This is a genomic window from Bifidobacterium choladohabitans, assembly GCF_016102005.1.
GTDB classification, from domain to species: Bacteria; Actinomycetota; Actinomycetes; order Actinomycetales; family Bifidobacteriaceae; genus Bombiscardovia; species Bombiscardovia choladohabitans.
Genome location: NZ_JACFPL010000001.1, coordinates 192199 through 216413 on the forward strand (window position 1 = coordinate 192199; position 24215 = coordinate 216413).

Annotated in this window: 19 protein-coding genes; 12 read left to right on the plus strand and 7 right to left on the minus strand. The window is 59.7% G+C overall.

The features are described 5' to 3' along the window. The first annotated feature begins 1111 nt into the window (after positions 1-1111). From H3S97_RS00790 to H3S97_RS00815, 6 genes are all read left to right on the plus strand, one after another. Complete coding sequence (locus tag H3S97_RS00790) at positions 1112-2041, plus strand: hypothetical protein (protein WP_198219352.1); 930 nt, start codon at positions 1112-1114, stop codon at positions 2039-2041. Between the two features lie 580 nt (positions 2042-2621). Beyond that, complete coding sequence (locus tag H3S97_RS00795; RefSeq protein ID WP_198219353.1) at positions 2622-3812, plus strand: NAD(P) transhydrogenase subunit alpha; 1191 nt, start codon at positions 2622-2624, stop codon at positions 3810-3812. Continuing rightward, on the plus strand, positions 3809-4177 hold the full coding sequence (locus H3S97_RS00800) for an NAD(P) transhydrogenase subunit alpha (RefSeq protein WP_198182673.1): 369 nt from the start codon (positions 3809-3811) through the stop codon (positions 4175-4177). Before H3S97_RS00795 ends, H3S97_RS00800 begins: the two co-directional genes overlap by 4 nt. Next, positions 4174-5583, plus strand: coding sequence for an NAD(P)(+) transhydrogenase (Re/Si-specific) subunit beta (locus H3S97_RS00805; RefSeq protein ID WP_198219354.1), 1410 nt, complete (start codon positions 4174-4176; stop codon positions 5581-5583). Before H3S97_RS00800 ends, H3S97_RS00805 begins: the two co-directional genes overlap by 4 nt. An 81-nt stretch (positions 5584-5664) precedes the next feature. Then, positions 5665-6690, plus strand: a complete 1026-nt coding sequence (locus H3S97_RS00810; protein WP_198219355.1) for a threonine aldolase family protein — start codon at positions 5665-5667, stop codon at positions 6688-6690. A gap of 264 nt (positions 6691-6954) precedes the next feature. Next, the gene (locus tag H3S97_RS00815; protein ID WP_198219356.1) at positions 6955-8004 is read left to right on the plus strand and encodes an NAD(P)-dependent alcohol dehydrogenase; all 1050 of its coding nucleotides are present in this window, start codon (positions 6955-6957) and stop codon (positions 8002-8004) included. Positions 8005-8194: 190 nt separating this feature from the next. Here the strand turns inward: H3S97_RS00815 and H3S97_RS00820 are convergent, their stop codons facing one another. Together H3S97_RS00820 and H3S97_RS00825 are read right to left on the minus strand one after the other, a co-directional pair. Then, positions 8195-9100: a sensor histidine kinase gene (locus H3S97_RS00820; protein ID WP_198219357.1), complete on the minus strand. Its 906-nt coding sequence runs from the start codon at positions 9098-9100 to the stop codon at positions 8195-8197. A gap of 53 nt (positions 9101-9153) precedes the next feature. Further along, positions 9154-9846, minus strand: coding sequence for a response regulator transcription factor (locus tag H3S97_RS00825; RefSeq protein ID WP_198219358.1), 693 nt, complete (start codon positions 9844-9846; stop codon positions 9154-9156). 157 nt (positions 9847-10003) lie between these two features. On the opposite strand from H3S97_RS00825, the gene H3S97_RS00830 reads away from it, so the two are divergent. Then, complete coding sequence (locus tag H3S97_RS00830) at positions 10004-10936, plus strand: ABC transporter ATP-binding protein (protein ID WP_198182681.1); 933 nt, start codon at positions 10004-10006, stop codon at positions 10934-10936. Next, positions 10933-11709, plus strand: a complete 777-nt coding sequence (locus H3S97_RS00835) for an ABC transporter permease (protein ID WP_198219359.1) — start codon at positions 10933-10935, stop codon at positions 11707-11709. Before H3S97_RS00830 ends, H3S97_RS00835 begins: the two co-directional genes overlap by 4 nt. A 12-nt stretch (positions 11710-11721) precedes the next feature. On the opposite strand, the gene H3S97_RS00840 is transcribed toward H3S97_RS00835, so the two are convergent. The 5 genes from H3S97_RS00840 to H3S97_RS00860 all read right to left on the minus strand — a co-directional run bounded on the left by H3S97_RS00840 (position 11722) and on the right by H3S97_RS00860 (position 16517). After that, positions 11722-12894, minus strand: a complete 1173-nt coding sequence (locus H3S97_RS00840) for a glycosyltransferase (RefSeq protein WP_198219360.1) — start codon at positions 12892-12894, stop codon at positions 11722-11724. 90 nt (positions 12895-12984) lie between these two features. Next, entirely contained in the window at positions 12985-13848 is an 864-nt protein-coding gene (locus H3S97_RS00845; RefSeq protein ID WP_198219361.1) for a MetQ/NlpA family ABC transporter substrate-binding protein, read from the minus strand. Positions 13849-13880: 32 nt separating this feature from the next. After that, entirely contained in the window at positions 13881-14762 is an 882-nt protein-coding gene (locus H3S97_RS00850) for a MetQ/NlpA family ABC transporter substrate-binding protein (RefSeq protein ID WP_198187340.1), read from the minus strand. A 25-nt stretch (positions 14763-14787) separates the two neighbouring features. Next, positions 14788-15468, minus strand: coding sequence for a methionine ABC transporter permease (locus tag H3S97_RS00855; RefSeq protein ID WP_198219362.1), 681 nt, complete (start codon positions 15466-15468; stop codon positions 14788-14790). Continuing rightward, on the minus strand, positions 15465-16517 hold the full coding sequence (locus H3S97_RS00860) for a methionine ABC transporter ATP-binding protein (protein ID WP_198219363.1): 1053 nt from the start codon (positions 16515-16517) through the stop codon (positions 15465-15467). The genes H3S97_RS00855 and H3S97_RS00860 overlap by 4 nt, the downstream gene beginning before the upstream one ends. Positions 16518-16658: 141 nt before the next feature. Between H3S97_RS00860 and purT the strand changes: the two genes are divergently transcribed. From purT to purF, 4 genes are all read left to right on the plus strand, one after another. Beyond that, complete coding sequence (purT, locus tag H3S97_RS00865; RefSeq protein WP_198219364.1) at positions 16659-17960, plus strand: formate-dependent phosphoribosylglycinamide formyltransferase; 1302 nt, start codon at positions 16659-16661, stop codon at positions 17958-17960. 77 nt (positions 17961-18037) lie between these two features. Next, positions 18038-18790 carry a phosphoribosylaminoimidazolesuccinocarboxamide synthase gene (purC, locus tag H3S97_RS00870; protein WP_198177451.1) on the plus strand — a complete coding sequence of 251 codons (753 nt, stop codon included), beginning with the start codon at positions 18038-18040 and terminating at the stop codon, positions 18788-18790. Positions 18791-18869: 79 nt separating this feature from the next. Next, the gene (locus tag H3S97_RS00875) at positions 18870-22649 is read left to right on the plus strand and encodes a phosphoribosylformylglycinamidine synthase (protein ID WP_198219365.1); all 3780 of its coding nucleotides are present in this window, start codon (positions 18870-18872) and stop codon (positions 22647-22649) included. A 17-nt stretch (positions 22650-22666) separates the two neighbouring features. After that, positions 22667-24172: an amidophosphoribosyltransferase gene (purF, locus tag H3S97_RS00880; RefSeq protein WP_198219366.1), complete on the plus strand. Its 1506-nt coding sequence runs from the start codon at positions 22667-22669 to the stop codon at positions 24170-24172. The last annotated feature ends 43 nt before the right edge of the window (positions 24173-24215 follow it).

The window sequence follows — 24215 nt, forward strand, 5'->3', positions numbered from 1 at the left end:
GTTGGATGTACTCGCCCAATGTTTTATTTGAGGGGGGGGGATCACGCCTCGGTAGCAATCGCACAAGGCGAACGGGGCCGAATGATGTGTCATTGGGGTTGGAACCGGTGAAAGCCAGGGTGGTGCACCAAAGGCGGCCGCGGAAGTGATGCCAGTCATCGTATCTTCCAAAGCCAGGCATGCATCCATTCGATCGGGCTGAATGCCCCCAATCGTGGTTCAGGAGGTCGCGCGTCCGGGCTGCGTTAGCCGCCCCACCTTAAACTCCCACTCCCGACTGATAAGCATGGGTTTTCATATATCCAGGAGGACTTTCTAAACCACTCTTGTATGTCATAAATAAAAAGTACTGACGATTAACATGCGAATTAGAGTCCACTATGCTCATTTTGCTCTTCTGAGCAACTGATGCAAGCTATCTCACATGCAGTCCTGGAGCAAAGGCTTATAATCGCGAAAAGTTGTTCCACTCAGCACAAAAATCAAAGATCTTCAAACAGAGAAATAACTGGCAATTAGTAGAGGGTCCTACGCATCCAAGAAGTTTTCGATTTTTTCATCAATAGCTTCTCAGCACAGATTGCCACCATTCCTACAGGCAAGGGCTTAGGCTTTTCGCTTTTTCAACTTATAACACGGGCTAAGTTCTTACAAGGGCCAATGACTTCCTTGCTGCCCTAGAAGCCTTCAACAAGTCTAAATATGGATTCATCTGATTGGACAGAAACATAGCAGCACGAGATACGTCTTTTGTCCAAGAGTGAACAGAGAAAGCATCCTTCGGGACGAGACGATGAAATCGGAAAATACAGTATTGACCAGAGGCGAAAATCCATACAATAATCGCGATATATACCGTGCTTAGACACTCTCGTAATTGGATATACAGCAGCGAATCCAGCGTTTCCGCAGACCCCTCCTCTCGTTGAGCTAACAGCACTTCACTCATAAAAGATCAGTATCGAAATGATGCCGACCTGGTGCTGGTCAATCCCACTTTTACGAGAAATTAGCACATACACTGGCCTCAACGGAGGTTGCTTCCTGAAAATGAGCAGGCCGCCAGATGACCTGCCAGAAGTTACGGGGAAAAACAAGCTTGGAGGGTCAGATGAGCAACAATCGAAACGAACATGCAAACAAGAACCAAGGCAGGCATGAAGAACCGCGAGTGCCCGACAACCAGCAGACGAGGCATGAGGGCAACTCCTCACAGAGCAACAACACCCGGGAAAGTTCCCAGCAAGCGACAATGAACGACAAGAACCGCATGCCGAGGCCAGTGGAGAATGCAAACCGCGGAAAAGAGAGCAGAGCAGAGAATGCCCCCAAGCCGAACCCAGAGCCTGAACAAACAGGCGAGAAGGAAGGCAGGGATTCATCCAGCAAGGACGCTGACAGTGGCAGGCCTGAAGCACAACATAAGCAGGAACAAGCTCTAAGAGCCGACCATGCGCAGGCCGGCCACACCGTGAAGGAGCATGGTCCCTCCCCTGACGAAAAACCGAACCAACCCAATAAGCCTGCTGCAAAGGATGCACCCGCGCCTGTCGACAAACCATCTCAACCGAGAGTTGCCAGTGTACCCAAACCAGCAAAGGCTAAAAACCATGATTCCTTCTATCTGGGTCTGGCTTCGGCAGTCCTGGTTGCAGCTCTGGGCCTCAGCCTGAGCACCATGCCAATCTTCTTCTCCCTGCCTCTTGCCGCCATCCTCTTTGGAATCGGCATCTGGCTCCTCTCCTATGCCAGCTTCAAGTCTCCTGGCAAACCGGAGGGAGAAGGAACGGATGCGGACAGGCATACCAGGACGGTAGTTGTGGCGACGGTCCTTCTGGTGCTACAGACCTTCGTCATGGATGTGTTCATCTTCACCCGCATGGGAACAGTCGGCAAACATCAGAACTCCATCGTCATCACCTGGATCATCGCTAGCATGATCGAGACCCTGGCTGCCTTCGTCCTTATCTACCATCACAACCCCCTGCAGTCCAAGCCCAAGGATCCCACGGCGAACGATAAGCACGGCGGGAGGGAATAAGGCACTACAGCGCATATGAATCTGAAACGATGGACAAGTCCAGAAAGGCGGACTTGACAGTGGTGTGAAACCGCCGCAGCAGACGAATAAGTCGGCTCGCCGAATCGTTCTGTTCGCCAAGATCTTGTGTTTGCGAAAGTCTTGTGTTCGCCGGGGTTTTCGGTCTCAGGGTGCCGCTCATCCTTCTTGAAGACGCGCGGCACCTTTCGATCAACCCTCCTGTCATAGCAGTACATAGCTGGAAAATGCCAACTTGACACGGGCTGCAATGCCATACGCTATGCCGGCCGGCTCCCGAAAGATTCGGCATCAAAACCGTGAATCCCTTTGCTCGAGCATTGCAACTCCTCAGACATTACAGACATTACATAGATTGCGCGCGTGCAACTACGCGAACGCTTCTTTTGCTCTTTCCATTTCCCATCCACTTTCGCAAGATACCTTGAGGTTGGCCTCTTCACGACCGATACTTATCGACGCAATCACATTCAGACTGCACTAACCTCTCATCAGCACTGATCAGCCACTAGAATCATTGGTGCAATTGCTCACACACAGTTGTGTTCGAAAAAGGAAAGACATGAGTGGACCAGAAAAATCCCGCGTAACCTTCGGGGTCCTCAAAGAGACAGACGATGAGGAGTCCCGCGTGGCCCTGACGCCCGATATCGTGACCCGGCTGACCAGACAAGGCATGACCTGCCTATTGGAGTCCGGAGCCGGGGCTCGAGCCGGCTTCCTGGATGAGGACTACCAGCAGAAGGGAGCCACAGTCACCGATAGGGATGCTGTCCTATCGAAGTCGACAGTCCTGGGTTTCGTCGGCAGACCGGATAGCTCCTTGCTGAAGCGGATTCCAGCCGGCACATGGATCATCGGCATGCTGGGGTCATTGAGCGACAAGGATTACATCAAGTCCCTAGAGGCGTCAGGGCTTACCGGAATCGCCATGGAGCGACTCCCCCGACAGCTCAGCTCGGCCCAGTCCATGGATGAGATGACCTCGCAGAACTCGGTCATGGGATACAAGGCGGCACTTGTGGCTGCCGATGCCTATGGATCCTTCTTCCCCATGATGACCACTGCAGCTGGAACCATCCGACCGGCCAAGGTCCTGGTTCTGGGCGCTGGCATCGCAGGCTTGCAGGCCATCGGGACCGCAAAACGTCTGGGAGCCGTGGTCACCGCCTATGACGTCAGACCCGCTTCCAGACAGGAGGTGGAATCCTTGGGAGCCAAGTTCCTCGACCTGGGACTGGACTTCTCCAAGGGACAGGGCCAGGGAGGCTATGCGCGCCAGTTGACCAATCAGGAACAGGCCCAGCAGCAGGCTGCGGTGGATGCGAAAGCGGTTGGCTTCGATGTGGTCATCACCACAGCCAAGGTTCCAGGCGGAAAGCCTCCCCGCCTCCTGAGCGCCAAGGGTGTGGCCAACCTGCATCCCGGAGCTGTGATTGTGGACTGCGCCGCCAGCGACCTGGGCGGCAACGTCGAAGGGTCACAGGTGGGAACCAGAACTACCGATAACGGAGTCACCATGATCGGGGCCCCTTACCTAGCCAGCGGAGTAGCCAAGACGGCCTCCAACCTGCTGTCGAGAAATGTGGCGGACGTGCTGGTGCATTTCCTTCGTGATGGCGCGCTCAGCATCAAAGCGGACGACGAGATCGATCAAGCACTGGTTGTATCAGATGCAGCCGATTCCGGCACACTTGGAAACACGAATGCTCCAGATGCCAAAGAGACCGAAGAGAAAGGTCGGGAGCAATGAATTCTTTGGTCATAGCAATTACGCTCTTCATTCTGGCCCTGCTGATCGGCGTGGAGGTGATTGGCAAGGTTCCGGCCACGCTTCACACACCGCTCATGTCGGGCGCCAACTCCATTCACGGCATTGTGATCGTCGGGGTAATCATCATCGCGGCGGAGGCCCACTCCCCGCTTTCCTACGTACTCATATTCCTGGCTGCCGTCCTTGGCGCCATGAATGTCGTGGGCGGCTACGTGGTGACCGACAGGATGCTGGAGATGTTCAAGTCCTCCAAACCAGGCAAGGGTAAAGATAAGGCCAGCCAGGACGACCAGGCTTCGGCCGTCACGACCGAAAACGCTCAGGACCAGGGAGCCGACAAGTGAATACCCTCGATATCATCACCTGGTTCCTCTATCTCCTTTCCTCAGTCATGTTCGTCATGGGCCTGCACTACATGAACTCCCCCAAGACGGCCCGTACCGGCAATAGGATTTCTGCGGCAGGCATGGTCATCGCCGTAGCCATGGCCTTCATCCATCTGTTCGTCGCCGGTTTCACCTCCTCCCTGGCCATCATTCTGCTCGTGCTCGGCGTCCTGATCGGGTCCGCAGCAGGGGTCTACTCGGCCAGAAAGGTCAAAATGACGGACATGCCTCAGCTGGTTTCCGTCTTCAACACGGTCGGCGGCGGCGCTGCGGCCCTGGTCGCCCTGAACGACATATTGACTTCCGAGGCCACCCCGACTCTGGTGGTGTTGATCACCGCCGGCCTGGGCGTGGTCATCGGTTCCATCACCTTCACCGGCTCCCTGATAGCTGCCGGCAAGCTCCAGGGCATCAGCCTGATCAAAAATCTGAAACTGCCGGCCAAGGCTGTCTGGAATGTGCTCTTCGCCCTGCTGACGGTCCTCAGCCTGGTCATGCTCTGCCTGAATCCTGGCAATCGGACCCTATGGGCCATTCTCACGGCCATATTCGCCCTGGGCTACGGACTGGTCTTCGTCATCCCCATCGGCGGCGCCGACATGCCCGTGGTCATCTCCGTATTGAATGCCTGCACCGGCACAGCTGTAGCAATGAACGGTCTGGCTATCAACAACGTCGCTCTAATCGTGGCGGGTGCTTTGGTCGGCGCAGCAGGTGCCACCCTATCCGTCCTGATGGCCGAGGCCATGAACCGGCCGCTTCTGAGCGTCCTGGCCGGAGGGTTCGGCGGCTCCTCGACCAGCGCATCTCAGGACGCAAGCGCTCAAGGGACCATGAAGGAGACGACCCCAGACGATGTGGCTGTCCAGCTGGTCTATGCCGACAGGGTCATCTTCGTCCCCGGCTTTGGTCTGGCACAAGCCCAGGCCCAGCGCGAACTGGCCGACCTGGGCGAACTGCTCAAGGGGCGTGGCGTGGAGGTCTCCTATGCCATCCATCCGGTGGCCGGTCGCATGCCGGGACATATGAATGTCCTCTTGGCCGAGGCCAACGTTCCCTATGAGGAATTGATCGACCTAGACGACATCAATCCCCAGTTCCCATCAGCCAATGTTGCCCTAGTGGTCGGCGCCAATGACGTGACCAACCCGGCAGCCCGCCGACCGGGGACCGCAGTCTCCGGCATGCCCATCCTGGACGTTGACAAGGCCCAGCATGTTGTCGTCCTCAAACGAGGCAGGGGCAAGGGGTATGCCGGCATCGAAAACGAGCTCTACTTCAACCCGAACACGCAGATGCTCTTCAACGACGCCAAAGTCAGCCTGCAAGCGATCATTGCATCCGTCAAGGAGCTCATCGCCTGAGCATATGCTGTAGTCAGAGCCATGGCTCCGGATCGGCTTTGCTGGTCCGGAGCCAATCATCATCGAACAGGAAGGACCCACATGCTGTCATTCGTCAACGACTATTCCGAGGGCTCCCACCCCGAAGTCCTGCAGCGGCTGATCGACACCAACATGGAGCACCTTCCCGGCTATGGCAAGGATCGGTACTGCTCCTCCGCCGCTCGGAAGATCACCCAAGCCTGTGGCTGCCCGCAAGCGCAGGTCTATTTCCTAGCAGGTGGGACCCAGACCAACCAGGTCGTCACCTCCTGCCTGCTGAAGTCCTACCAGGGAGTGGTCGCCGCGGACACGGGCCATGTCAACGTCCACGAGGCCGGCGCCATTGAAGCCGTTGGTCATAAGGTCCTGACCATCCCCGGCGAACAGGGCAAGATTCGCGCCGAGGACCTTAAGGCTTTCCTGGAAGGCTTCTACGCCGACGAAAACCATGAGCAGATGGTCTTCCCAGGCATGGTCTACATCTCCCATCCCACCGAGTATGGAACCCTCTACACCCGCCAGGAGCTGGAAGACCTCTCGCAGATCTGTCGGGAACACAAGATTCCGCTCTACCTGGACGGGGCCAGGCTTGGGTACGGGCTGGTGGCCCCCGGAACCGACGTCGATCTGACGGACATAGCCCGTCTCTGCGACGTCTTCTACATCGGCGGGACCAAGGTCGGCGCACTCTGTGGAGAAGCGGTGGTCTTCCCCAAGGGGAACGCTCCCGAGCATTTCAGCACCATGATCAAAAGAAGAGGTGCCCTTCTGGCCAAGGGAAGACTCCTGGGAGTGCAGTTCGACGCCCTCTTTACCGACGGCCTCTACTCGCGAATCAGCCGCAACGCCATCCAGACGGCGGCGATGGTCAAGAAGGCTCTGCATGAGAAGGGGTATCAGATTGTCATGGACTCCCCCACCAATCAGACCTTCGTCCGCCTGGACAATGAGCGCATGGAAGAGCTATCCAAGCAGGTCGCCTTCGACTTCTGGGAACGCAGCGATGCCACCCACACAGTTATACGGCTGGCCACCTCATGGGCAACAACAGTCGAGGACACCCAGGCTCTAATAAGTCTGCTGTAAAAGTCGCTCGCGCTTAACCAAGACAAGACCAAAGTCATCCTGCCACCCCTCCCCTGCCGGTCATCCTTAGGGGAGGGGCATTTATGTATATGAACATTTCACCCGCCCCGTGAACACTGCCAATCCCACATTGTCGGACATATCACACCCTTTCAAGGTGAGTACATACTTATCTTTCGTTAAGATTTTTATTGCACCGATGCTGATGCAGATACCCCGCCCTGAACATAAGGGCAGAAATGCTTCAACGATGAAAGGAAACTTATGAAAGCCGTTGTTTTCGAACAATTCAATACCTTCCCCACCCTCAAGGAAGTGCCGGAGCCGACTCCCGGGAGCGGCGAGGTGCTGCTCAAGGTGGCCGGGGCGGGTTGCTGCCATTCTGACGTCTCGGTCTTCCAGGACTACACCCCTGAAACGGGCAGCCACACCAAGCCGCCGTTCATTCTGGGACATGAGACCACCGGCTGGGTCGAAGAGGTAGGGCCCGACGTCACGGGCTTCAAGAAGGGCGATGCCTACATCGTCTACGGACCCACCGGATGCGGCCACTGCCCTCACTGCGTGGCCGGCCAGGAAAACTACTGCTCCAGCGCTGCCACCAATAAATCACTGGCCCTGGGACTGGGTCGCGACGGCGGCATGGCCGAATACATGACTGTCCCTGCCCGCAATCTGGTGCCGCTGGGCGATGCGGATCCAATCGGCGCAGCACCCCTGGCTGATGCGGCTCTGACTCCCTACCACGCCATCCGGGCTGCCATGCCCCACCTGAACGGCGGCGGAAAGTACGCTCTGGTCATTGGCCTGGGCGGGCTGGGCCAGATCGCCATTCAGATTCTGCACGCACTGACCGGCGCCACCGTGATCGCCACTGACACCAAGCCGGAGGCTCTGGCTAAGGCTGAGGCCAAGGGTGCCATTCCCGTTATGAGCGACGAGCACCAGGTGGAGAACATCAGGAAGATCACCCATGGCGAGGGCGTGGATGCCGCCTTCGATTTCGTGGGTGTGGCCCCGACCATTGCTGCCGCACAGGCCTCGGGCGGCCCGGGATCCCGGGTGACCGTGGTCGGCATCGCCGGCGGCAAGGCGGAATACGACTGGTATTCCAAGCCCTGGGAGCAGGAGCTGCTGGGCGTGTACTGGGGCTCCATTCCTGAGCTCTACGATGTGGCCAACATGTATCGCCACGGCCAGATCCAGACCGAGATTGAAACCTACTCGCTGGACAATGCTCTGGATGCCTACCGCAAGCTGGTCGACAACAAGCTCTCAGCCAGGGCCGTCATAGTCCCCCACACCAAGGCTTGATTTTCCCTTGATCCTAGACGGAGAAGCAGCTCATCTATCGATTGGGGTTAAGCACAATCGGATTTGAGCACAATCAGATCGATGAGCTGATACCATTCTTCGTCTACATACACTGTGGCCTGTCACGGCCTTGTCATGAAGGCCGTGACAGGCCACAGCATCTCACCAAGGGATCTTGAACCCACAGTATTTATCCTTCACTCGATTGGGGAGCATCACTCAGCAGCAAGTGGACCAAGAAAATACCGTTGGCGGATTCCAGCCGCATGGAGCCGCCCAGCGAATCCACCAGGAAATCGACAATACTGAGACCCAGGCCTGTGCTTCTGATCTTGGTCCGTGATTGGTCATCGGTCTGGAACCGTTCCATGAGCCTGTCCACATCGACTGCTTCGCCCGTAGTTTTGTTGCCGAAGTCCAAATGAATTCGTCCATCTTCACTCTTGTGCAGGTCCACCCAGGCTGATTCCTCCGCATACTTGAGCCAGTTGCCAATCAGGTTCTGAATTATTCGACTCATCATGATCTGATCCGTCGTAATTTCCACACCAGTTTGAATTCTGGGCTCCACCGTGACGGACCGCGCGGTCAGAGAATCGAAGGCATTGAAGAGCTCCTGCTGAACCAATGCCGATAGGTTCACCCTGGTCAGATCCAGGCTCACGCTCTTCTCCTGTATCAGATTGAAATCCATCAGGTAATGCAGATAGTGATCCACCGACTGCAGGTTGTTGAGGATCTTACCCAATTGCTCCTGATCAGCCGATCCCTCCTTGAGCAGCTGGGCGTATCCCCTGGCCACGGTCAGCGGGGTCTTGATGTCATGGGTTAGGTTGGTCAGCATCTGCCGGACTTGCTTGTTCTGCTCAGCCTGGGTGATCTGCAGCCGTCTGGTCTTGTTCAGAACGGCGTTGATCCTATCCGCCAGAGTGCGAATGAGCCCGATATTGGACCCAGTGGTTACCAAGGCATTAGTGTCGGCATGGTTGATGAAGTCCAGATCATCACTGATCCGTTTGAGGTCGGTAATCAGCATTATCAGGCCAATCGCCAGGGCGAGGGCGACAAGACCCAAAACAAGTGCGGCCACCTTCACGGATTCACCTCCGACGACCCTTATTTATTCATCGTTCTTTCTTCCATCCGAATTCAGACCAGGCGAACGCCGATGACCCAGACCGACACGATGTAGCGCTGACTGCCGGCGTATCTGTTCAGGCTGGTCCGCAAGGTGCTCAGGTGCACATTGAGAGTATTCTCGGCATTGATGTATGGCTGGTTCCAAACCTGCCGATAGAGATCCTCCTTCTCGAAGACCCGATGTGGATGGTCCATCAGAAGCTCAAGGATGGCGAATTCCTTGCGTGCCAGTTCGACCCTGTGCCCATCAACGCTGACCGTGTGCTCCATCCGGTCCAGCTCGATCCCCTGAAAACAAATCTTGGCGTCGGATTCACCTGCTGCATCCGCATCGGCTTTCAGTGCCCCGGATTGGCGCAGCTGGACCTGGACACGAGCGCGGAGCTCGTCAATGTCGAAAGGCTTGGTCACATAATCATTGGCGCCCTGCTCCAGGAGGCTGACGGTCCTGGTCTTGTCCTGGACGGCCGTGAGGATGATGACTGGCACTGACGACATATGCCGAATGGACTTGAGAACGCTGTCCCCGGTGACTACGGGGAGCATCAGATCCAGAAGAATCAGGTCGGGTTCCTCCTGCTGGAAGCGGGCCAAGGCCTGGGCGCCAGTCGTCGCTTGGATGATTCGGTAGGTCCCTCCCAACACATCCTTGAGCAAGGACTGGATGTCCTCCTGATCCTCCACGACCAGAATCGTCGGCATACTTTCTTCCTTTCGCAGGTCACTCTCATGTTACTGAAGCCGCCTAACGATGCCGATCTCGCCCAATCGGATTTATGAAATTCTTAATGATTTCTTAGCCAAGCACTTAAGAAAGGCACTTTAGATTTTAAGGCAGCGACACAGGGAAAGGAATTCCATGGACGATACCATTCTGGATATTAACCATGTCAGCAAACGGTTCGGCCGCTTCCAGGCACTGGACGATCTCAGCCTCTCCATAAACAAGGGCGAGATCTACGGGCTGATCGGCGAGAACGGCGCTGGCAAAACCACCCTGATGCGTCTGATCACCGGACTGTCCCCCATACAGAAGGGAACCATAAGGCTGATGGGGCACACAATTGGCAAGGACAGCCGGATACTGAGCAGAATAGGCTCGGTCATTGAGGCACCAGCCGCCTTCAAAAAACTGACCGTCAGCCAGAATATGAAGCTGACAGCCATCCAGCACGGGCTGGCCGACGACAAGGTCATCGATCAGACCATCGACTTCGTCGGCCTGAGCGAAAAGGCCGAGACTCGGGCCGGTCACCTCTCTCTGGGCCAGCGTCAGCGCCTGGGGTTGGCCATGGCCATCCTCACCCGGCCTGATTTCCTGATTCTGGACGAGCCCATCAACGGCCTGGACCCGGCAGGAATCATGGAATTCAGAACACTCCTGGACAAGCTCAACAAGGAGCGCCAGACGACCATTCTCATCTCCAGTCACATTCTGAGCGAACTCTACCTGGTCTCCTCCCGGTTCGGATTCATCAGCCACGGTCGCCTGATCAAGGAGGTAGACAAGGATGAACTGGATCGGATCAATCAGAATGGACTGTTGATCGACGTGGACCAGAGCTCCAAGGCCGCTATGCTCCTGGATCGCAAGGGAATCGGCCCCTTCCAAGTCCTTGACGACCATCAGATTCTGATCAAGCAAGGGAATCTGGAACCGGGACCCATCAACAGTCTTCTGGTTCAGGAAGGCATCTTGGTCAATCAGATCGGCCAGCAGAAGGGATCGCTGGAGGAATATTTCGCGGATCTGCTGAACAAGGACCCTCAAGAGCTTAGGAGACAACAATGATTAACCAGATCAGAGCGGACTTTTACAGGCAGCGGCGATCCATCGGCATGCTGATTCTGCTGATTGCCACTGTGGCACTCGGCATAGTGACCACATGGAGCAAGACGACCATAGGAATCACCACCGGAGGCGAAGAATACGCTCATAAACTGTCGGAAATCGAAGGGCAAAGCTGGACCATTAGGACAGGCCTGCAAACAGGTGTCGCCTCCGCCTCGTCTCTAATCTACTTTTACATCGCGGTCTTCGTCATTGTCATTGGTGCGGAATACAGCCAGCACACTCTGAAGAACACGCTGACATCGGGCATCTCGCGCATACAGTTCATCCTGGGCAAGTATGTGACCATCCTGACTGACATCATCCTTTTGACCCTGTGCTACTTCGTCGCTATTCTGCTGACCGGACTGGCCCTAGGAAGGAAGCCTGGTGTAGGCTGGGGCATCCTATGCAAGGATGTGGCCGTCATGACCCTATTGGTCAGCTTCTGCATCTCCGTCATCATCAGCCTAGGCATCGTCCTCTTGATCATTACCAAATCCCTGGTCATTCCAGCGGTGGTGATCGTGATATGGCCCATACTGATCGGTCTCATGGAGTTCACTGCGAAATGGCAATGGCTGAAATACCTCGACTTCGTCGGGTTCGGCGAACAGATCATCCTTAACACTCTGAAGGCTGATCAGGCCTGGATCTATGCCGGAGTATCCGCAGGCGTGGTCCTGGTGGCCATCTTCGGATCGGCGCTGATCATATCCAAGCAGGAGATCTAAGCCAGGTCAGGCCTATACCCGGCCCGGCTCCTGATCGCTGACGGCCTGCACGGCCATATGGGCAAAGGCCTTGACGGAGGCATCCAGTGAGTAATGTTCCTTGGTATGTTCGGCATAGCGACTGGACCAGACTGCAAGGGCATCAGGATGGTCTACCCACCAGTCGATTTGCTCAGCCAGGAACCGAGCCTTGCCGACCGGGAAGAGCGAGTGCTGTGTCAGGGCGAAATGGCCGGCGGCACTCAGCTCGGATCGGGCGATGATCGGGACTGCGCCGCAGGCCATCCCCTCCAGAACGCTGACCGATTCCAAATCCGCGATTGAGGGGTGAATAAGAAGATCGGCCCGCCTGAGCAGGTCGGGCATGGTCGCATTCTGATGGAATCCAATCGAGACTGGCATGCCGTCCAGCTGCCTGGTGACTTCCGCCCTCAGTCGGCGCTCCATGGGCCCTGTGCCTGCTATGGTCAAACGGATTCTGTATTTGTTCCTGCACAAGGCCAGGGCACGGATCAGAGTCAGATGGTCCTTTTCCCGGGCCAGCCTGCCAGAGGCCACGACCTGGATCAGTCGTCCGGATTGCAGCCGCTCGTTTCGGTCCCGCTCATATCGGTCACCGGGGTTGAATCTGGGCTGGTACCCGTTGGATATGACATGCAGACGGGCCCTGTACCCATGCGAGCGCAGCAGGTCGGCCGTCAGCTGGGTGGGAACGTGGATGTGCCCAACATGGTCGTAGAGCCAGAACCGAAAGAGGCGGTAGATGGCCGCATCCACCCCGGGCAACCAGCGCAATGGGCCTGCGGAATAGGTGATGTTTTCAGGCTGAATGTGAAACCCGGCGGTCACCGGTATGCCCATGGACCTGGCCTGCGCTAGGGCGGCACGGCCGAAGGCGAAGGGTTCGTAGATATGGACCAAGTCCACACCGGCAAAGGCTCGTCGGAAGAGTTCCTGATCGGCACGAGCGAAGCTCATCTGCTGCCTGGCCGCCACACGTGAGACCAGAGGAATTCGATGCACCCGCGCCGGATAGTCGGTCGAACCCACCCCCACCAGACGGACCCGGTGTCCCAACGCTTCCAGACCCTGGGCGTATTGGATGGCGGAGTTGGAGGTCCCATTACCCCTGTTGCCGAAGGAGTCCAGAACCAGGGCCAGCGTCAGGCGATCATGATCCCTCATCAGCGCTCCCTCCGCTGTCCATCATCAGCAGCTTCGGGCCGGACCAGGACAGGGCGACGACCCGATTGCACCCACTAATTGCACCCAATATTAGTAGGAGAAGGCCGGGACGGCTGCCCCACGGTAGTAGCGGTTGATGGCGTCAGCCACATATCGGCTGTGGTAGGCGGAGACCAGAGCCTTGTATGCGGGGTCGTTTTTGTCGGCCTGCCTGGCCACGATGATGTTGACATAGGGGTGATTGGCTGGCGATTTGAGATCGCCGGGCACCTGGTAGATGGCATCCTGGATCTTCATGCCGGCATCCAGGATGAAATTGGTGTTGGTGATGCCGGCCGCATAGTCGGGCAGGACCTTGACGATTCCCGGTGGATCGACCTGGTCCAGAACCAGCCCGCGCGGATTGTCGACGATGTCCTCGGGAACCGGCGTGGTGGCCTTAGGGTCGCGCAACCCGATCAGTCCGGCGCTGGCAAGCACCTTCAGGGACCGGCCCAGGTCGATGGGATCGCTGGGAATGGCCAGCCGCTCGCCATAGCCTATCTGGTCAACGCTGCGATACTTCTTGGAGTACAGGTTGAGGGGTGAGATGTAGGTGTCTCCGATCGCTGCGAACCGGTACCCGTGCTGTTTGGACTCCTGCTCCAAAAAGGCATAGTGCTGGAAGGCGTTCAGATCGATTTCCCCGTTGGACAGCGCCTGATTGGCGTAACGCCCGTATTGGAAGGATCGGAGCTTGATTTTTATGCCGGCCCGGCGCTGGTCCAGTTCATGCTGAACGGCCTTCCAGATCTCCTCATCGGCATCGCCCACCAGGCCGATGCTGATCTCCCGCTGGCCGCGCTCGGGCTGGTTGACCTTAATATAGGCCAGACCCATCAGGACGGCGACCACCAGGATGACGACCGAGACAGCCGCCAGCTCTCGCTTGGCCCTGGTTCTTCTGGTGCTCATATCCGTCCTCCTTCATTTGTTGAACTATCGCATCAGGAAACCTTGAAGGCCGGCAGACAGGCGCCCTTGTAGACACGAACGATGGTGTCGGCCACGGGCTTGGAATGATAGGCGCGCACGACTGCGGCGTAGGTGGGGTTGTCCCGCTGATCCTTGGTGGTGACGATGATGTTGATATAGGGCTTGTTGGCCGGGTTCTGCAGGTCGTAGGGCACCTCGTGGATGGCATCGTGCACGCTGCGACCCGCATCGACCACGAAGTTGGCATTGGTGACCCCTCCCGCATAGTCGGGCAGCAGGTTGAGGATGCCGGCCGGATCCACCTGCTCGATGCGCAGATGCTTGGGATTGTCCACCACATCCTCGGGCAACGGGTTGGTGGCCTTGGGGTCGCGCAGCCCGATCAGCTTGGCATCGGCAAGGACCTTCAGGGCCCGGCCCATGTTGGTGGCGTTGTTGGGGATGGCCACCCGGTCGCCGTCCTGGAACTGTGAGGGCTTGGCATAGCGCTGCGAATAGAGGTTCATGGGCGAGATGTAGGTATTACCAAGCACGGCCAGCTGGTAGTGGTTGGTCTTCACGTCGTCCCCCAAGTATGCGTAATGCTGTGCGGCGTTGAAGTCCACCTCGCGGTTGGACGTGGCCTGGTTGACGTAGATGGCATCCTGGAAGGGCTTGAGCTCGATCCTGATGCGTTCGCCCCGCCGATCCAGCTCCGCCTGGACGGCCTTCCAGATCTGATCGTCCGAGCTGCCGATGACCCCGACCTTGACGACCTTGACATCGGCACCCACCTGGTTCAGACGGACATCGGTGCCAACCACCAGCGCCAGCAGGAGGACGATGACCAGGCTGAGCGCCGCCAGCTGGATCTTGGCTCTGTTCTTTTTGCCGACGTGACTACGACCGACCACGATAATCTGACCTTTCCCGGGTTGTTCAGTGTTCGACGACCTCGGCCAGAAGCCGGCCGAACAGTTCGATCAGGGCGATGAAGATGACCAGCACAATGATGGTGGCGATGGTCACGTCATTCATGGACCGCTGGTAGCCCAGACGGATGGCGAAGTCACCCAGCCCGCCGCCGCCCACTATGCCCACGGTGGCGGTCTCGCCCACCAGGCTGACGATGGTGATGGTGGTCACCCGGATGATGGAGGGGATGCCCTCACGCAGGGAGACATGCCAGATGATCTGCCAGGTGGTCATACCCATGGACTCCGCCGCCTCGACGTACCCAGGGTCCAGACCGGCAAGGGCCGATTCGATCTGTCGGGAGAAGAAGGGGGTAATGCCCACGACCAGCGGGAAGATTGCCCCCTTGGGCCCGATGGCCGTGCCCATGAGCAACCTGGTCACCGGCACCAGGGCCGCCGCCAGAATGATGAAGGGGATGGAGCGGAAGAGGTCGATCAACTTGTCCAGGATGGTGAAGACCAGGCCGTTGCGACGGATGCCGTCGCGTCGGCTGATAATCAGCCCCACCCCGATGACCAGAGCCAGCAGGAAGGAGATCACCCCGGATACGCCGACCATGACCAGGGTCTGAACCATGCTGCTGAAGAACTCCGGCAGCCGGCTCATGACGTTGGGGAACCAGGTGGTAAGCAGGGACGTCATGACTTGAGAACCTCGATTCCGATGTTGCGCGAGCGCAGGTATTCCATGGCCTGGCGGATATTTTCAGCGTCGCCGCCCATCCTGACCACCAGTCCACCCAGGGGCGCCCCCTCCACCACATCGATGTCGCCGAAGATGATGTTGACGTCCAGGTTGTAGCGACGGCTGATGGTGGAGACCAGGGCCTCGGAGACCTCCTTGGAGACATAGGACATGCGCATGAGGATCTGCCCGGGCTCCAGGGCCACCAGGGGCGAATCGGCGACCATCAGATCCTTGACCTTATCCAGGTTGGAGGTGGTGGCCACGAAGGATTTGGTCAGCTGGGCCTTGGGATCCGCAAAGACGTCGAAGACCCTGCCCTGCTCCACGATGACACCCTGGTCGATGACCGCCACCCGGTTGCAGATCTGTCGGATGACCGACATCTCATGGGTGATCATGACCACGGTGATGCCCAGCTGGTCGTGCAGGTCACGCAGCAGCTGAAGAATGGAGCGCGTGGTGGTCGGATCCAGTGCGCTGGTGGCCTCATCGCTGAGCAGGATATCCGGCTCGTTGGCCAGGGCCCGGGCGATGGCCACGCGCTGCTGCTGGCCGCCGGAGAGCTCAGCGGGATAGTGATCGGCCAGCTCGGTCAGTCCAACGAGTTCCAGAAGCTCGGACACCCGGGCCCGTCGAGATGCACGGTCGCGGCCGCTCCCCCGCAGAGGAAGACCTACATTGTCGGCCACCGTCCTGGAGGGCATGAGGTTGAAGTGCTGGAAGATCATGCCGGTACGACGCCTCAAGTCCCTCAACTCAGCCGGTGACAGATCCTTGACCTCGCGGCCGCGGACCTTGACGCTGCCCGAGTCGTAATCCTCCAGTCCGTTGATGCAGCGGACCAGTGTGGACTTGCCCGCCCCGCTCAGTCCGATGATGCCAAAAATATCCCCAGTCTCGACGGTCAGATCGATGTCGGCCAGTGCCGTCTTGTCTTCGTCGTCGTCGCTGTGATAGGTCTTGGTCAGGTGCTCCATCCGCACCGCCGGTGTCCGCTCGCTCACGTTCCCGCCTTCCCTGGTCGACTGCATGACATGGTAATCGTCCCGGCGGCCAGTGGACAAGAAGGCCTCTATAGATGTCGTTTATAGGCATGTATCGATACTTGGCCTGCTTGGTCTACGGGTCGGTGGCAGAATGTGGGTATGAGCGCATCCGGTCAGCAGCGGATTATCAACACCATCAATCCCGGGGAGCGACCGTTCGGCTCTCCTCTGGGGCCAAGACCTACACGAGTCCTTCTCCTGGGAGCCGGCGAACTCGGCCGCGAGATTGCCATCAGCCTGATGCGGCTGGGTGCATGGGTAGGTGCGGCGGACTCCTACCCTGGCGCACCGGCCACCCAGGTGGCCCATGCCGGCTACCAGGTGAAGATGAGTGACCCCCAGGCTCTTGAGGACCTGATCGACAAGGTCCAGCCTGATTTGATTGTGCCTGAGGTGGAGGCCATCGCCACAGACCGCCTGGTCGGTGCCGCAGCCCGGGGCATTCAGGTGGTGCCTGCCGCACCCTTGGCGGCCATGTGCATGGACCGCAGGGCCCTGCGCGTCTTCGCCCACGAGCAGGTGGGCCTGCCCACTACCCCCTACCGATTCGCCGACTCACCCGAAGAGCTGGCCAGCGCGGCGGATCAGGTGGGCTACCCCTGCATGGTCAAACCCCTGATGAGCTCCTCCGGCCACGGACAGACCCTGGTGCGGAGCAAGGAGGGCTTGTCGCAAGCCTGGAACTCGGCACTGACCCAGGGCCGGGCGGCCACCAGGCACCAGGGCAAGGCCGAGGTCATTGTGGAAGCTCTGGCCCCCCTGGCCAATGAGCTGACCGTGCTGACTGTGGCTTCCTCTGCCGGTGTTGCCACCTGCACGCCCATCGGCCAACGGCAGGAGGATGGGGACTATCGCCTCTCCTGGCAACCGGCGGATCTGAACCCAGACATCCTGCAGCAGGCCCGGAGTATGGCCACCCGGCTGGTCGGTGCCATGACCTCCCTGGCCCGTCAGAGTGGCGAGACCGGTTGGGGAATCTACGGTGTGGAGATCTTCGTCCTGCGCGATGGCTCGCTGCTCTTCAACGAGGTGGCTCCCCGCCCGCATGACACCGGCATGGTGACCATGATCTCCCAACGGCTCAGTGAGTTCGACCTTCACGCCCGGGCCATCCTGGGCATTCCCGTCCACCAGGAGGATCTGGCCCCGAATCTGCCGGAAGGCACATGCGCGGTCAGCCGACCCATCCTGGTCAGGGGCCAGGGACCGGTCAGCTTCCAAGGTTTGCCGCAGGCCTTGGACCACCCAGGCACTGATCTGCGCATCTTCTCCAAGCCCGAAGTGCATGGCCAGCGTCGCATGGGCGTGGCCCTGGCCCTGGGTCCTGACCTGCAGACCGCCATCGGGCGTGCCGAAGCCGTGGTCAACGATCTGAAACCACGAGTGGGCGCGGGGATGTAACCCGGGCTTGCTATGGTGGTCGTGTCCCAAGCAGTGCAGAAGTTTCCAATTCGCAACAAACTCGAGGAAGGCGAACAATGGAAAAGTTGGGAATGCGCTATCAAGGCAAGGCCAAGAAACTGTACGAGACGGATGACCCGGACATACTCTGGGTCGAGTACACAGACCAGGCCACCGCGGGGAACGGGGCCAAGAAGGCCAATATCGAAGGCAAGGCCAGACTGAACAACAGGATCACCACGGTGATATTCTCCCTGCTGGCCCGCCGGGGCATCCCCAGCCACTTCGTACGCAGCATCTCGGATACCGAACAGCTCAACCGTCGGCTGGACATGTTCCCCCTGGAGATCGTCATGCGCAACCGGGCTGCAGGCTCCTTCGCCCAACGGTATGGGGTTGCGGAGGGCACCGCCCTGAAGCAGCCGGTGCTGGAATTCTTCTACAAGTCCGACCCCCTGGATGATCCGTTTATCAACCGGGATGACATTCTGGCCCTGGGACTGGCCACCGAGCAGGATCTGGACATCATCGCCGCCAAGACCCGGGAGATCAACGGGGCTCTGACCGGCATCTTCCGCGCCATCAACGTGGAGCTGGTGGATTTCAAGATCGAAATGGGCAAGACCGGATCGGGCATCATCCTTCTCGGCGACGAGATCACCCCCGACACCTGTCGGCTCTGGGCGATTGACAACAATAATAACGGCCATGTCACCCACCTGGACAAGGACATCTTCCGCAGGGATTTGGGCAGCATCATTCCGGCTTATCAAACCATTCTGGATGGGCTGACCGAATTGGAGGAACGCGAAAGCCAATCGAACAGCTGAATCGGTGGACCCGGAAGCGAGCATATCGCCTCCGGGTTTTTCATTGGTCCCCAACCAGTCCATCGCGAAAGGATCCATTGTGCTCTTCCGTGTCTATACCGAGAAAAAGCAGGGCTTCGACCAGGCCGCCGAAAGGCTTGCCGAACAGCTCCGCACCCTGCCGGGCGTGCAAGGGCTGACCGGCCTGCGCATGATCAACCGCTACGATCTGGAAGGAATCGACGAAGACCTCTTCAAACGTTGCCTGCCCACGGTCTTCGCCCAGCCCCAGACCGACCTGGTGGCCACGCAACTGGAGCAGGCCCTGCGCATGAAGGGCGATGAGGATCTGCCAGCGCTGGACTCTCCCATGCTCTTCGCCGTGGCCCCCCTGCCCGGTCAGTTCGATCAGCGAGCCGACTCCGCAGCCCAGTGTGTCCAGCTGATCGGTCAGGGCGCCCGCCCCTTGGTGGCCACGGCCACCGTCTATCTGCTCCAGGGCGACCTGAATGCCGAGCAGATCGAGGCAATCCGCAATTACCTGGTCAACCCGGTCGACTCCCGGGTGGTGGGGCTGGAGCTGCCCAAGACCCTGGCCATGCCTGATGACGATCCGGATCCAGTGCCGGTATTAAACGGGTTCCGCGATCTGGATGATCCTGGACTGGAAGCGCTGATCGACAAGCTGGACCTGGCCATGGATCTGCCCGATATCCGCTTCTGCCGGGACCACTACCGTCAGGAGAAGCGCGACCCCACGCTGACCGAGCTCAAGGTGATCGATACCTACTGGTCCGACCACTGCCGGCACACCACCTTCAACACCAGGCTGGAGCGGATCAAGGCGGACGACCCCCGGGCTCGCGCCGCGCTGGAGCATTACCGGGCCATTCGCGCGGAGTTGGGCCGCCAGGACCGCCCGGAATGCCTGATGGACATGGCCACCATCGGAGCCAAGTACCTGCAGAAGCGCGGCATCCTCAACGACATGGACCAGTCCGAGGAGGTCAACGCCTGCACTATCCGAACCAAGGTGGACGTGGACGGCCAGGATCAGGACTGGCTCTTCCTCTTCAAGAATGAAACGCATAACCATCCCACCGAGATCGAACCCTTCGGCGGTGCCGCCACCTGCATCGGCGGAGCCATCCGCGATCCACTGTCCGGAAGGGGCTACGTCTACCAGGCCATGAGGGTCAGCGGGGCAGCAGATCCCCGTCAGCCCCTGGATCAGACCCTGCCGGGCAAGCTGCCTCAGAGCCGGATCGTCCGTCAGGCGGCCGATGGCTACTCCTCCTATGGCAACCAGATAGGGCTGGCCACCGGGCAGGTTCGGGAGATCTACCACCCCGGCTATGCGGCCAAGCGGATGGAAGTGGGCGCTGTGGTGGCCGCCACCCCGGCCGACCATGTGATCCGCCGTCGACCTGCACCCGGCGATCTGATCGTCCTGGTGGGCGGGAGGACCGGGCGCGATGGAATCGGCGGCGCCACCGGAGCCTCCAAGTCCCAGGACGAGCAGAGTCTGGAACGTTGCGGGGCCGAGGTACAGAAGGGAGACGCACCTGAGGAACGCAAACTCCAGCGCCTCTTCCGCCGCCCGGAGGCAGCCAGGCTGATTGAGCGCTGCAACGACTTCGGAGCCGGCGGCGTTGCTGTGGCCGTGGGGGAGCTGGCGGACGGGCTGAACGTGGACCTGGACCAGGTGCCACTCAAATACCAGGGGCTGGACGGGACCGAAATCGCCATTTCCGAGAGCCAGGAACGCATGGCCGTGGCCCTGGCTGCCGAAGACGCGCCCACCTTCATCGAGTACGCCCGGCAGGAGGACCTTGAGGCCACCGTCATCGCCGAAGTGACGGCAGAACCCCGACTGCGGATGACCTGGCGGTCTGAGACCATCGTGGACATCCCCCGATCATTCCTGGCCTCCAATGGCGCACCTCATAAGGCCGATGCCCAGGTGGCCGTTCCCGCTCCCTACCATGCCCCCTTTGAGGTCCAAGGCAGTCTGGATGCGCGCATGAGGGCCCTGCTTACGGACATCAACGTCTGCTCCCAGCAGGGTCTGGCCGAACAGTTCGACTCCACCATCGGCGCAGGCACCGTCCTCATGCCCTTCGGCGGAGCCCGACAGCTGACTCCGGCCCAGGCCATGGTGGCCAAGCTGCCGGTGGATGGGCACACCACCACCGCTTCGGCCATGGCCTGGGGATTCAACCCCTGGATCAGCAGCCAGGACCCTTACACAGGTGCCTACCTGGCCGTGGTCGAGAGCCTGGCCAAGCTGGTGGCCTCTGGCTTCAGCCGTTCCCGGGCCCACCTGAGCCTGCAGGAGTACTACCCCAAGCCCGGTGATGACCCCCGGCGCTGGGGCCTGCCTGTGGCCGGCGTCCTAGGAGCCCTCCAGGCCCAGCTGGATCTTTCCGTGGGCGCCATAGGCGGCAAGGACTCCATGTCCGGCAGCTTCGAGGACCTGGATGTGCCGCCCACCCTGATCAGCTTTGCTGTGGCCCTGGGACAGGCCAAGGATGCAGTCTCCCCAGAATTCAAGGCCGCCGACCGCCAGGTCTACCTCTTGACCCCCGAATACCGGGAGGACGGATTGCTGCCCGATGCGGAGAGCCTACGGACCGTCATGGACCAGGTGGAGGCGCTGATCAGCCAGGGCCTGGTGGATACTGCAGCCACTCCGGGCTACGGATGCATCGCCCAGTCCCTGATGGAGATGTGCCTGGGTAACAGAATCGGGCTGGATCTGGCGTCAGACACTGCTGTATCGGCGCTCTTCCGCCCCGCCTATGGAAGCTTCATCCTGGAGGCCTCGGGTCCGGAGTCCCTGTTCATTCAGGATTCCGGCCTGCATTTGCGCCTGCTAGGGCACACTCGCGAGGATTATCACCTTCGCTGCGGCGGCGAAGATCTGGACCTGGCCGAGCTCGAGGAAATCCGTGCCGAAGGTCTGGAATCCATCTTCCCGTACCGAGGCCAAGGCGACCCGGTGCCGACCATCGGGCGCACCGACCGTGAGCCCGGCAGGCCTGCAGTGCGCAGGGCCAAGGGAACTTTCAAGACCGCCCGACCCAGGGTGGTCATGCCCGTCTTCCCCGGCACCAATTGCGAATTCGACTCCGCACGGGCCTTCCGGGACGCTGGAGCCCAAGTGGATACCGTGGTCATCCGCAACCTGAATGCCGAGGACGTGACCGAGAGCTCCCGCCGCCTGGCCCAGGCCATCCGCAACAGCCAGATACTGATGCTGCCCGGAGGCTTCTCCGGCGGCGATGAACCCGACGGTTCGGCCAAACTGGTGGCTTCCTTCCTGCGTTCGAGCCAGGTTGCCGATGCCCTTCAGGAGCTTTTGCAGGACCGGGACGGGCTGGTTCTGGGCATCTGCAACGGCTTCCAGGCGTTGATTAAGCTGGGTCTGGTTCCCTATGGCAAAATCGTCACCGGCTCGCCCGAGGATCCCACCCTGGCCGTCAATACCATCGGTCGCCACCAGAGCCGTCTGGTCCATACCCGGATCAGCTCCACCCGCTCCCCTTGGCTTAGCGCCTGCCGGGTGGGTGACATACACACCATGCCCATCAGCCATGGCGAAGGGCGGTTCGTGGCGCAGCCTGGCCTCCTGCGTACCCTGATCGACCGAGGCCAGGTGGCTGCCCAGTATGTAGATGAGCAGGGTCGTCCCTCCATGGATCCGCTGGTCAACCCCAATGGATCCGACATGGCCGTCGAGGCCATCACCAGCCCGGACGGCCGGGTGCTGGGCAAGATGGGCCACACGGAACGCAGTGGTCCCGACCTGTACCTCAACGTGCCCGGAAAACGAACGCAGCCGCTCTTCCAGTCTGGAGTGGATTACTTTGCCGCCTAGGGGAAAGGACATAAACCATGTCGTTGGAGCTTGAAGGCATCCACGAGGAGTGTGGGATCTTCGGGGTCTGGGGACATCCCGACGCCGCCCGGCTGACCTACTTCGGCCTGCACGCCCTGCAGCACCGCGGCCAGGAGGGTGCCGGCATCGTTTCCAACGACCAAGGGCAGCTGATCGGAAGGCGCGGTCTGGGTCTGCTCACTCAGGTCTTCCCGGACGAGTCCAGCCTGACACCGCTGACCGGGGACCGGGCCATCGGCCATGTGCGCTACGCCACGACCGGTTCAGGATCCATCGAGAACATCCAGCCCTTCGTCTTCCGCTTCCATGACGGGGACATAGCCCTGGCACACAATGGTAACCTGACCAACTGCAACAGCCTCAAGGCGCAGCTGGAGGATCAGGGAGCCATTTTCCACTCCAACTCCGACACCGAGGTGCTCATGCACCTGATCCGCCGCAGCCCCGAGAAGGACTTCATGGCGGCGCTCAAACAGGCCCTACGCCAGGTCCACGGCGGTTTCGCCTACCTGCTCATGACCGAGGACGCCATGATCGGAGCCATGGACCCCAACGGCTTCCGTCCCCTCTCGCTGGGTCGGCTGCCAGGTGGCGCATACGTCCTGGCTTCGGAGACCTGCGCCTTGGACCTGGTCGGCGCCACGCTGGTGCGGGACATCGGTCCCGGCGAAATCGTCCGTGTGGATGACTCGGGCTACAGCATCGAACGCTATACCGATCAGACCTGCCTGTCCATCTGCTCCATGGAGTTCATCTACTTCGCCAGGCCGGACTCCAATATTTACGGGGTCAACGTCCACTCGGCCCGCAAGAGGATGGGCGCCAGGCTGGCCCGCGAGGCCCCGGTGGACGCCGACATGGTTATCGGCGTGCCCAACTCCTCCCTGTCGGCAGCCTCAGGCTATGCCGAGGCGGCCGGACTGCCCAACGAAATGGGGCTGATCAAGAACCAGTATGTGGCACGCACCTTCATCCAGCCCAGCCAGGCCATGCGCGAGCAGGGCGTCAGGATGAAACTGGCCGCAGTGCGTGGCGTCGTAGCCGGCAAACGGGTGGTGGTCATCGACGATTCCATCGTCCGAGGCACCACCTCGCGCAGAATCGTCCGCCTGCTCCGGGAGGCCGGGGCGAGCGAGGTGCACATGCGCATCGCCTCCCCGCCCCTGCGCTACCCTTGCTACTACGGCATCGACATCCAACGGACATCCGAACTGATTGCCGCCAAGAAGTCCGTGGAGCAGATCAGGGAAGCCATCGAAGCCGATTCCCTGGCCTACCTGAGCCTGGACGGTCTGGTGGAATCCATCGGCCTGGGTCGTGATGCGCCCTACCAGGGGCTCTGCGTGGCCTACTTCAACGGTGACTACCCAACGCGGTTTGACGACTACGAGCAGGGTTTCCTGGCCTCGCTGACTCCGGAGGACCGGGCCCGGCTGGAAGCCTCCAAGGGATCCTACGGGCTTGACATGCCTGCAGGGTCCAGGCAGGAAGCCAACCAATGAGCAGCAGCGAAGAGCAGGACAGACAGGGCAGAGAAAGGGGCAT

Bases quoted from the DNA above. Each gene is read 5' to 3' on its own strand.
- H3S97_RS00790 (WP_198219352.1), top strand. From the start codon at position 1,112: ATGAGCAACAATCGAAACGAACATGCAAACAAGAACCAAGGCAGGCAT.
- H3S97_RS00795 (WP_198219353.1), top strand. From the start codon at position 2,622: ATGAGTGGACCAGAAAAATCCCGCGTAACCTTCGGGGTCCTCAAAGAG.
- H3S97_RS00800 (WP_198182673.1), top strand. From the start codon at position 3,809: ATGAATTCTTTGGTCATAGCAATTACGCTCTTCATTCTGGCCCTGCTG.
- H3S97_RS00810 (WP_198219355.1), top strand. From the start codon at position 5,665: ATGCTGTCATTCGTCAACGACTATTCCGAGGGCTCCCACCCCGAAGTC.
- H3S97_RS00815 (WP_198219356.1), top strand. From the start codon at position 6,955: ATGAAAGCCGTTGTTTTCGAACAATTCAATACCTTCCCCACCCTCAAG.
- H3S97_RS00825 (WP_198219358.1), bottom strand. From the start codon at position 9,846: ATGCCGACGATTCTGGTCGTGGAGGATCAGGAGGACATCCAGTCCTTG.
- H3S97_RS00830 (WP_198182681.1), top strand. From the start codon at position 10,004: ATGGACGATACCATTCTGGATATTAACCATGTCAGCAAACGGTTCGGC.
- H3S97_RS00835 (WP_198219359.1), top strand. From the start codon at position 10,933: ATGATTAACCAGATCAGAGCGGACTTTTACAGGCAGCGGCGATCCATC.
- H3S97_RS00840 (WP_198219360.1), bottom strand. From the start codon at position 12,894: ATGAGGGATCATGATCGCCTGACGCTGGCCCTGGTTCTGGACTCCTTC.
- H3S97_RS00845 (WP_198219361.1), bottom strand. From the start codon at position 13,848: ATGAGCACCAGAAGAACCAGGGCCAAGCGAGAGCTGGCGGCTGTCTCG.
- H3S97_RS00855 (WP_198219362.1), bottom strand. From the start codon at position 15,468: ATGACGTCCCTGCTTACCACCTGGTTCCCCAACGTCATGAGCCGGCTG.
- purT (WP_198219364.1), top strand. From the start codon at position 16,659: ATGAGCGCATCCGGTCAGCAGCGGATTATCAACACCATCAATCCCGGG.
- purC (WP_198177451.1), top strand. From the start codon at position 18,038: ATGGAAAAGTTGGGAATGCGCTATCAAGGCAAGGCCAAGAAACTGTAC.
- purF (WP_198219366.1), top strand. From the start codon at position 22,667: ATGTCGTTGGAGCTTGAAGGCATCCACGAGGAGTGTGGGATCTTCGGG.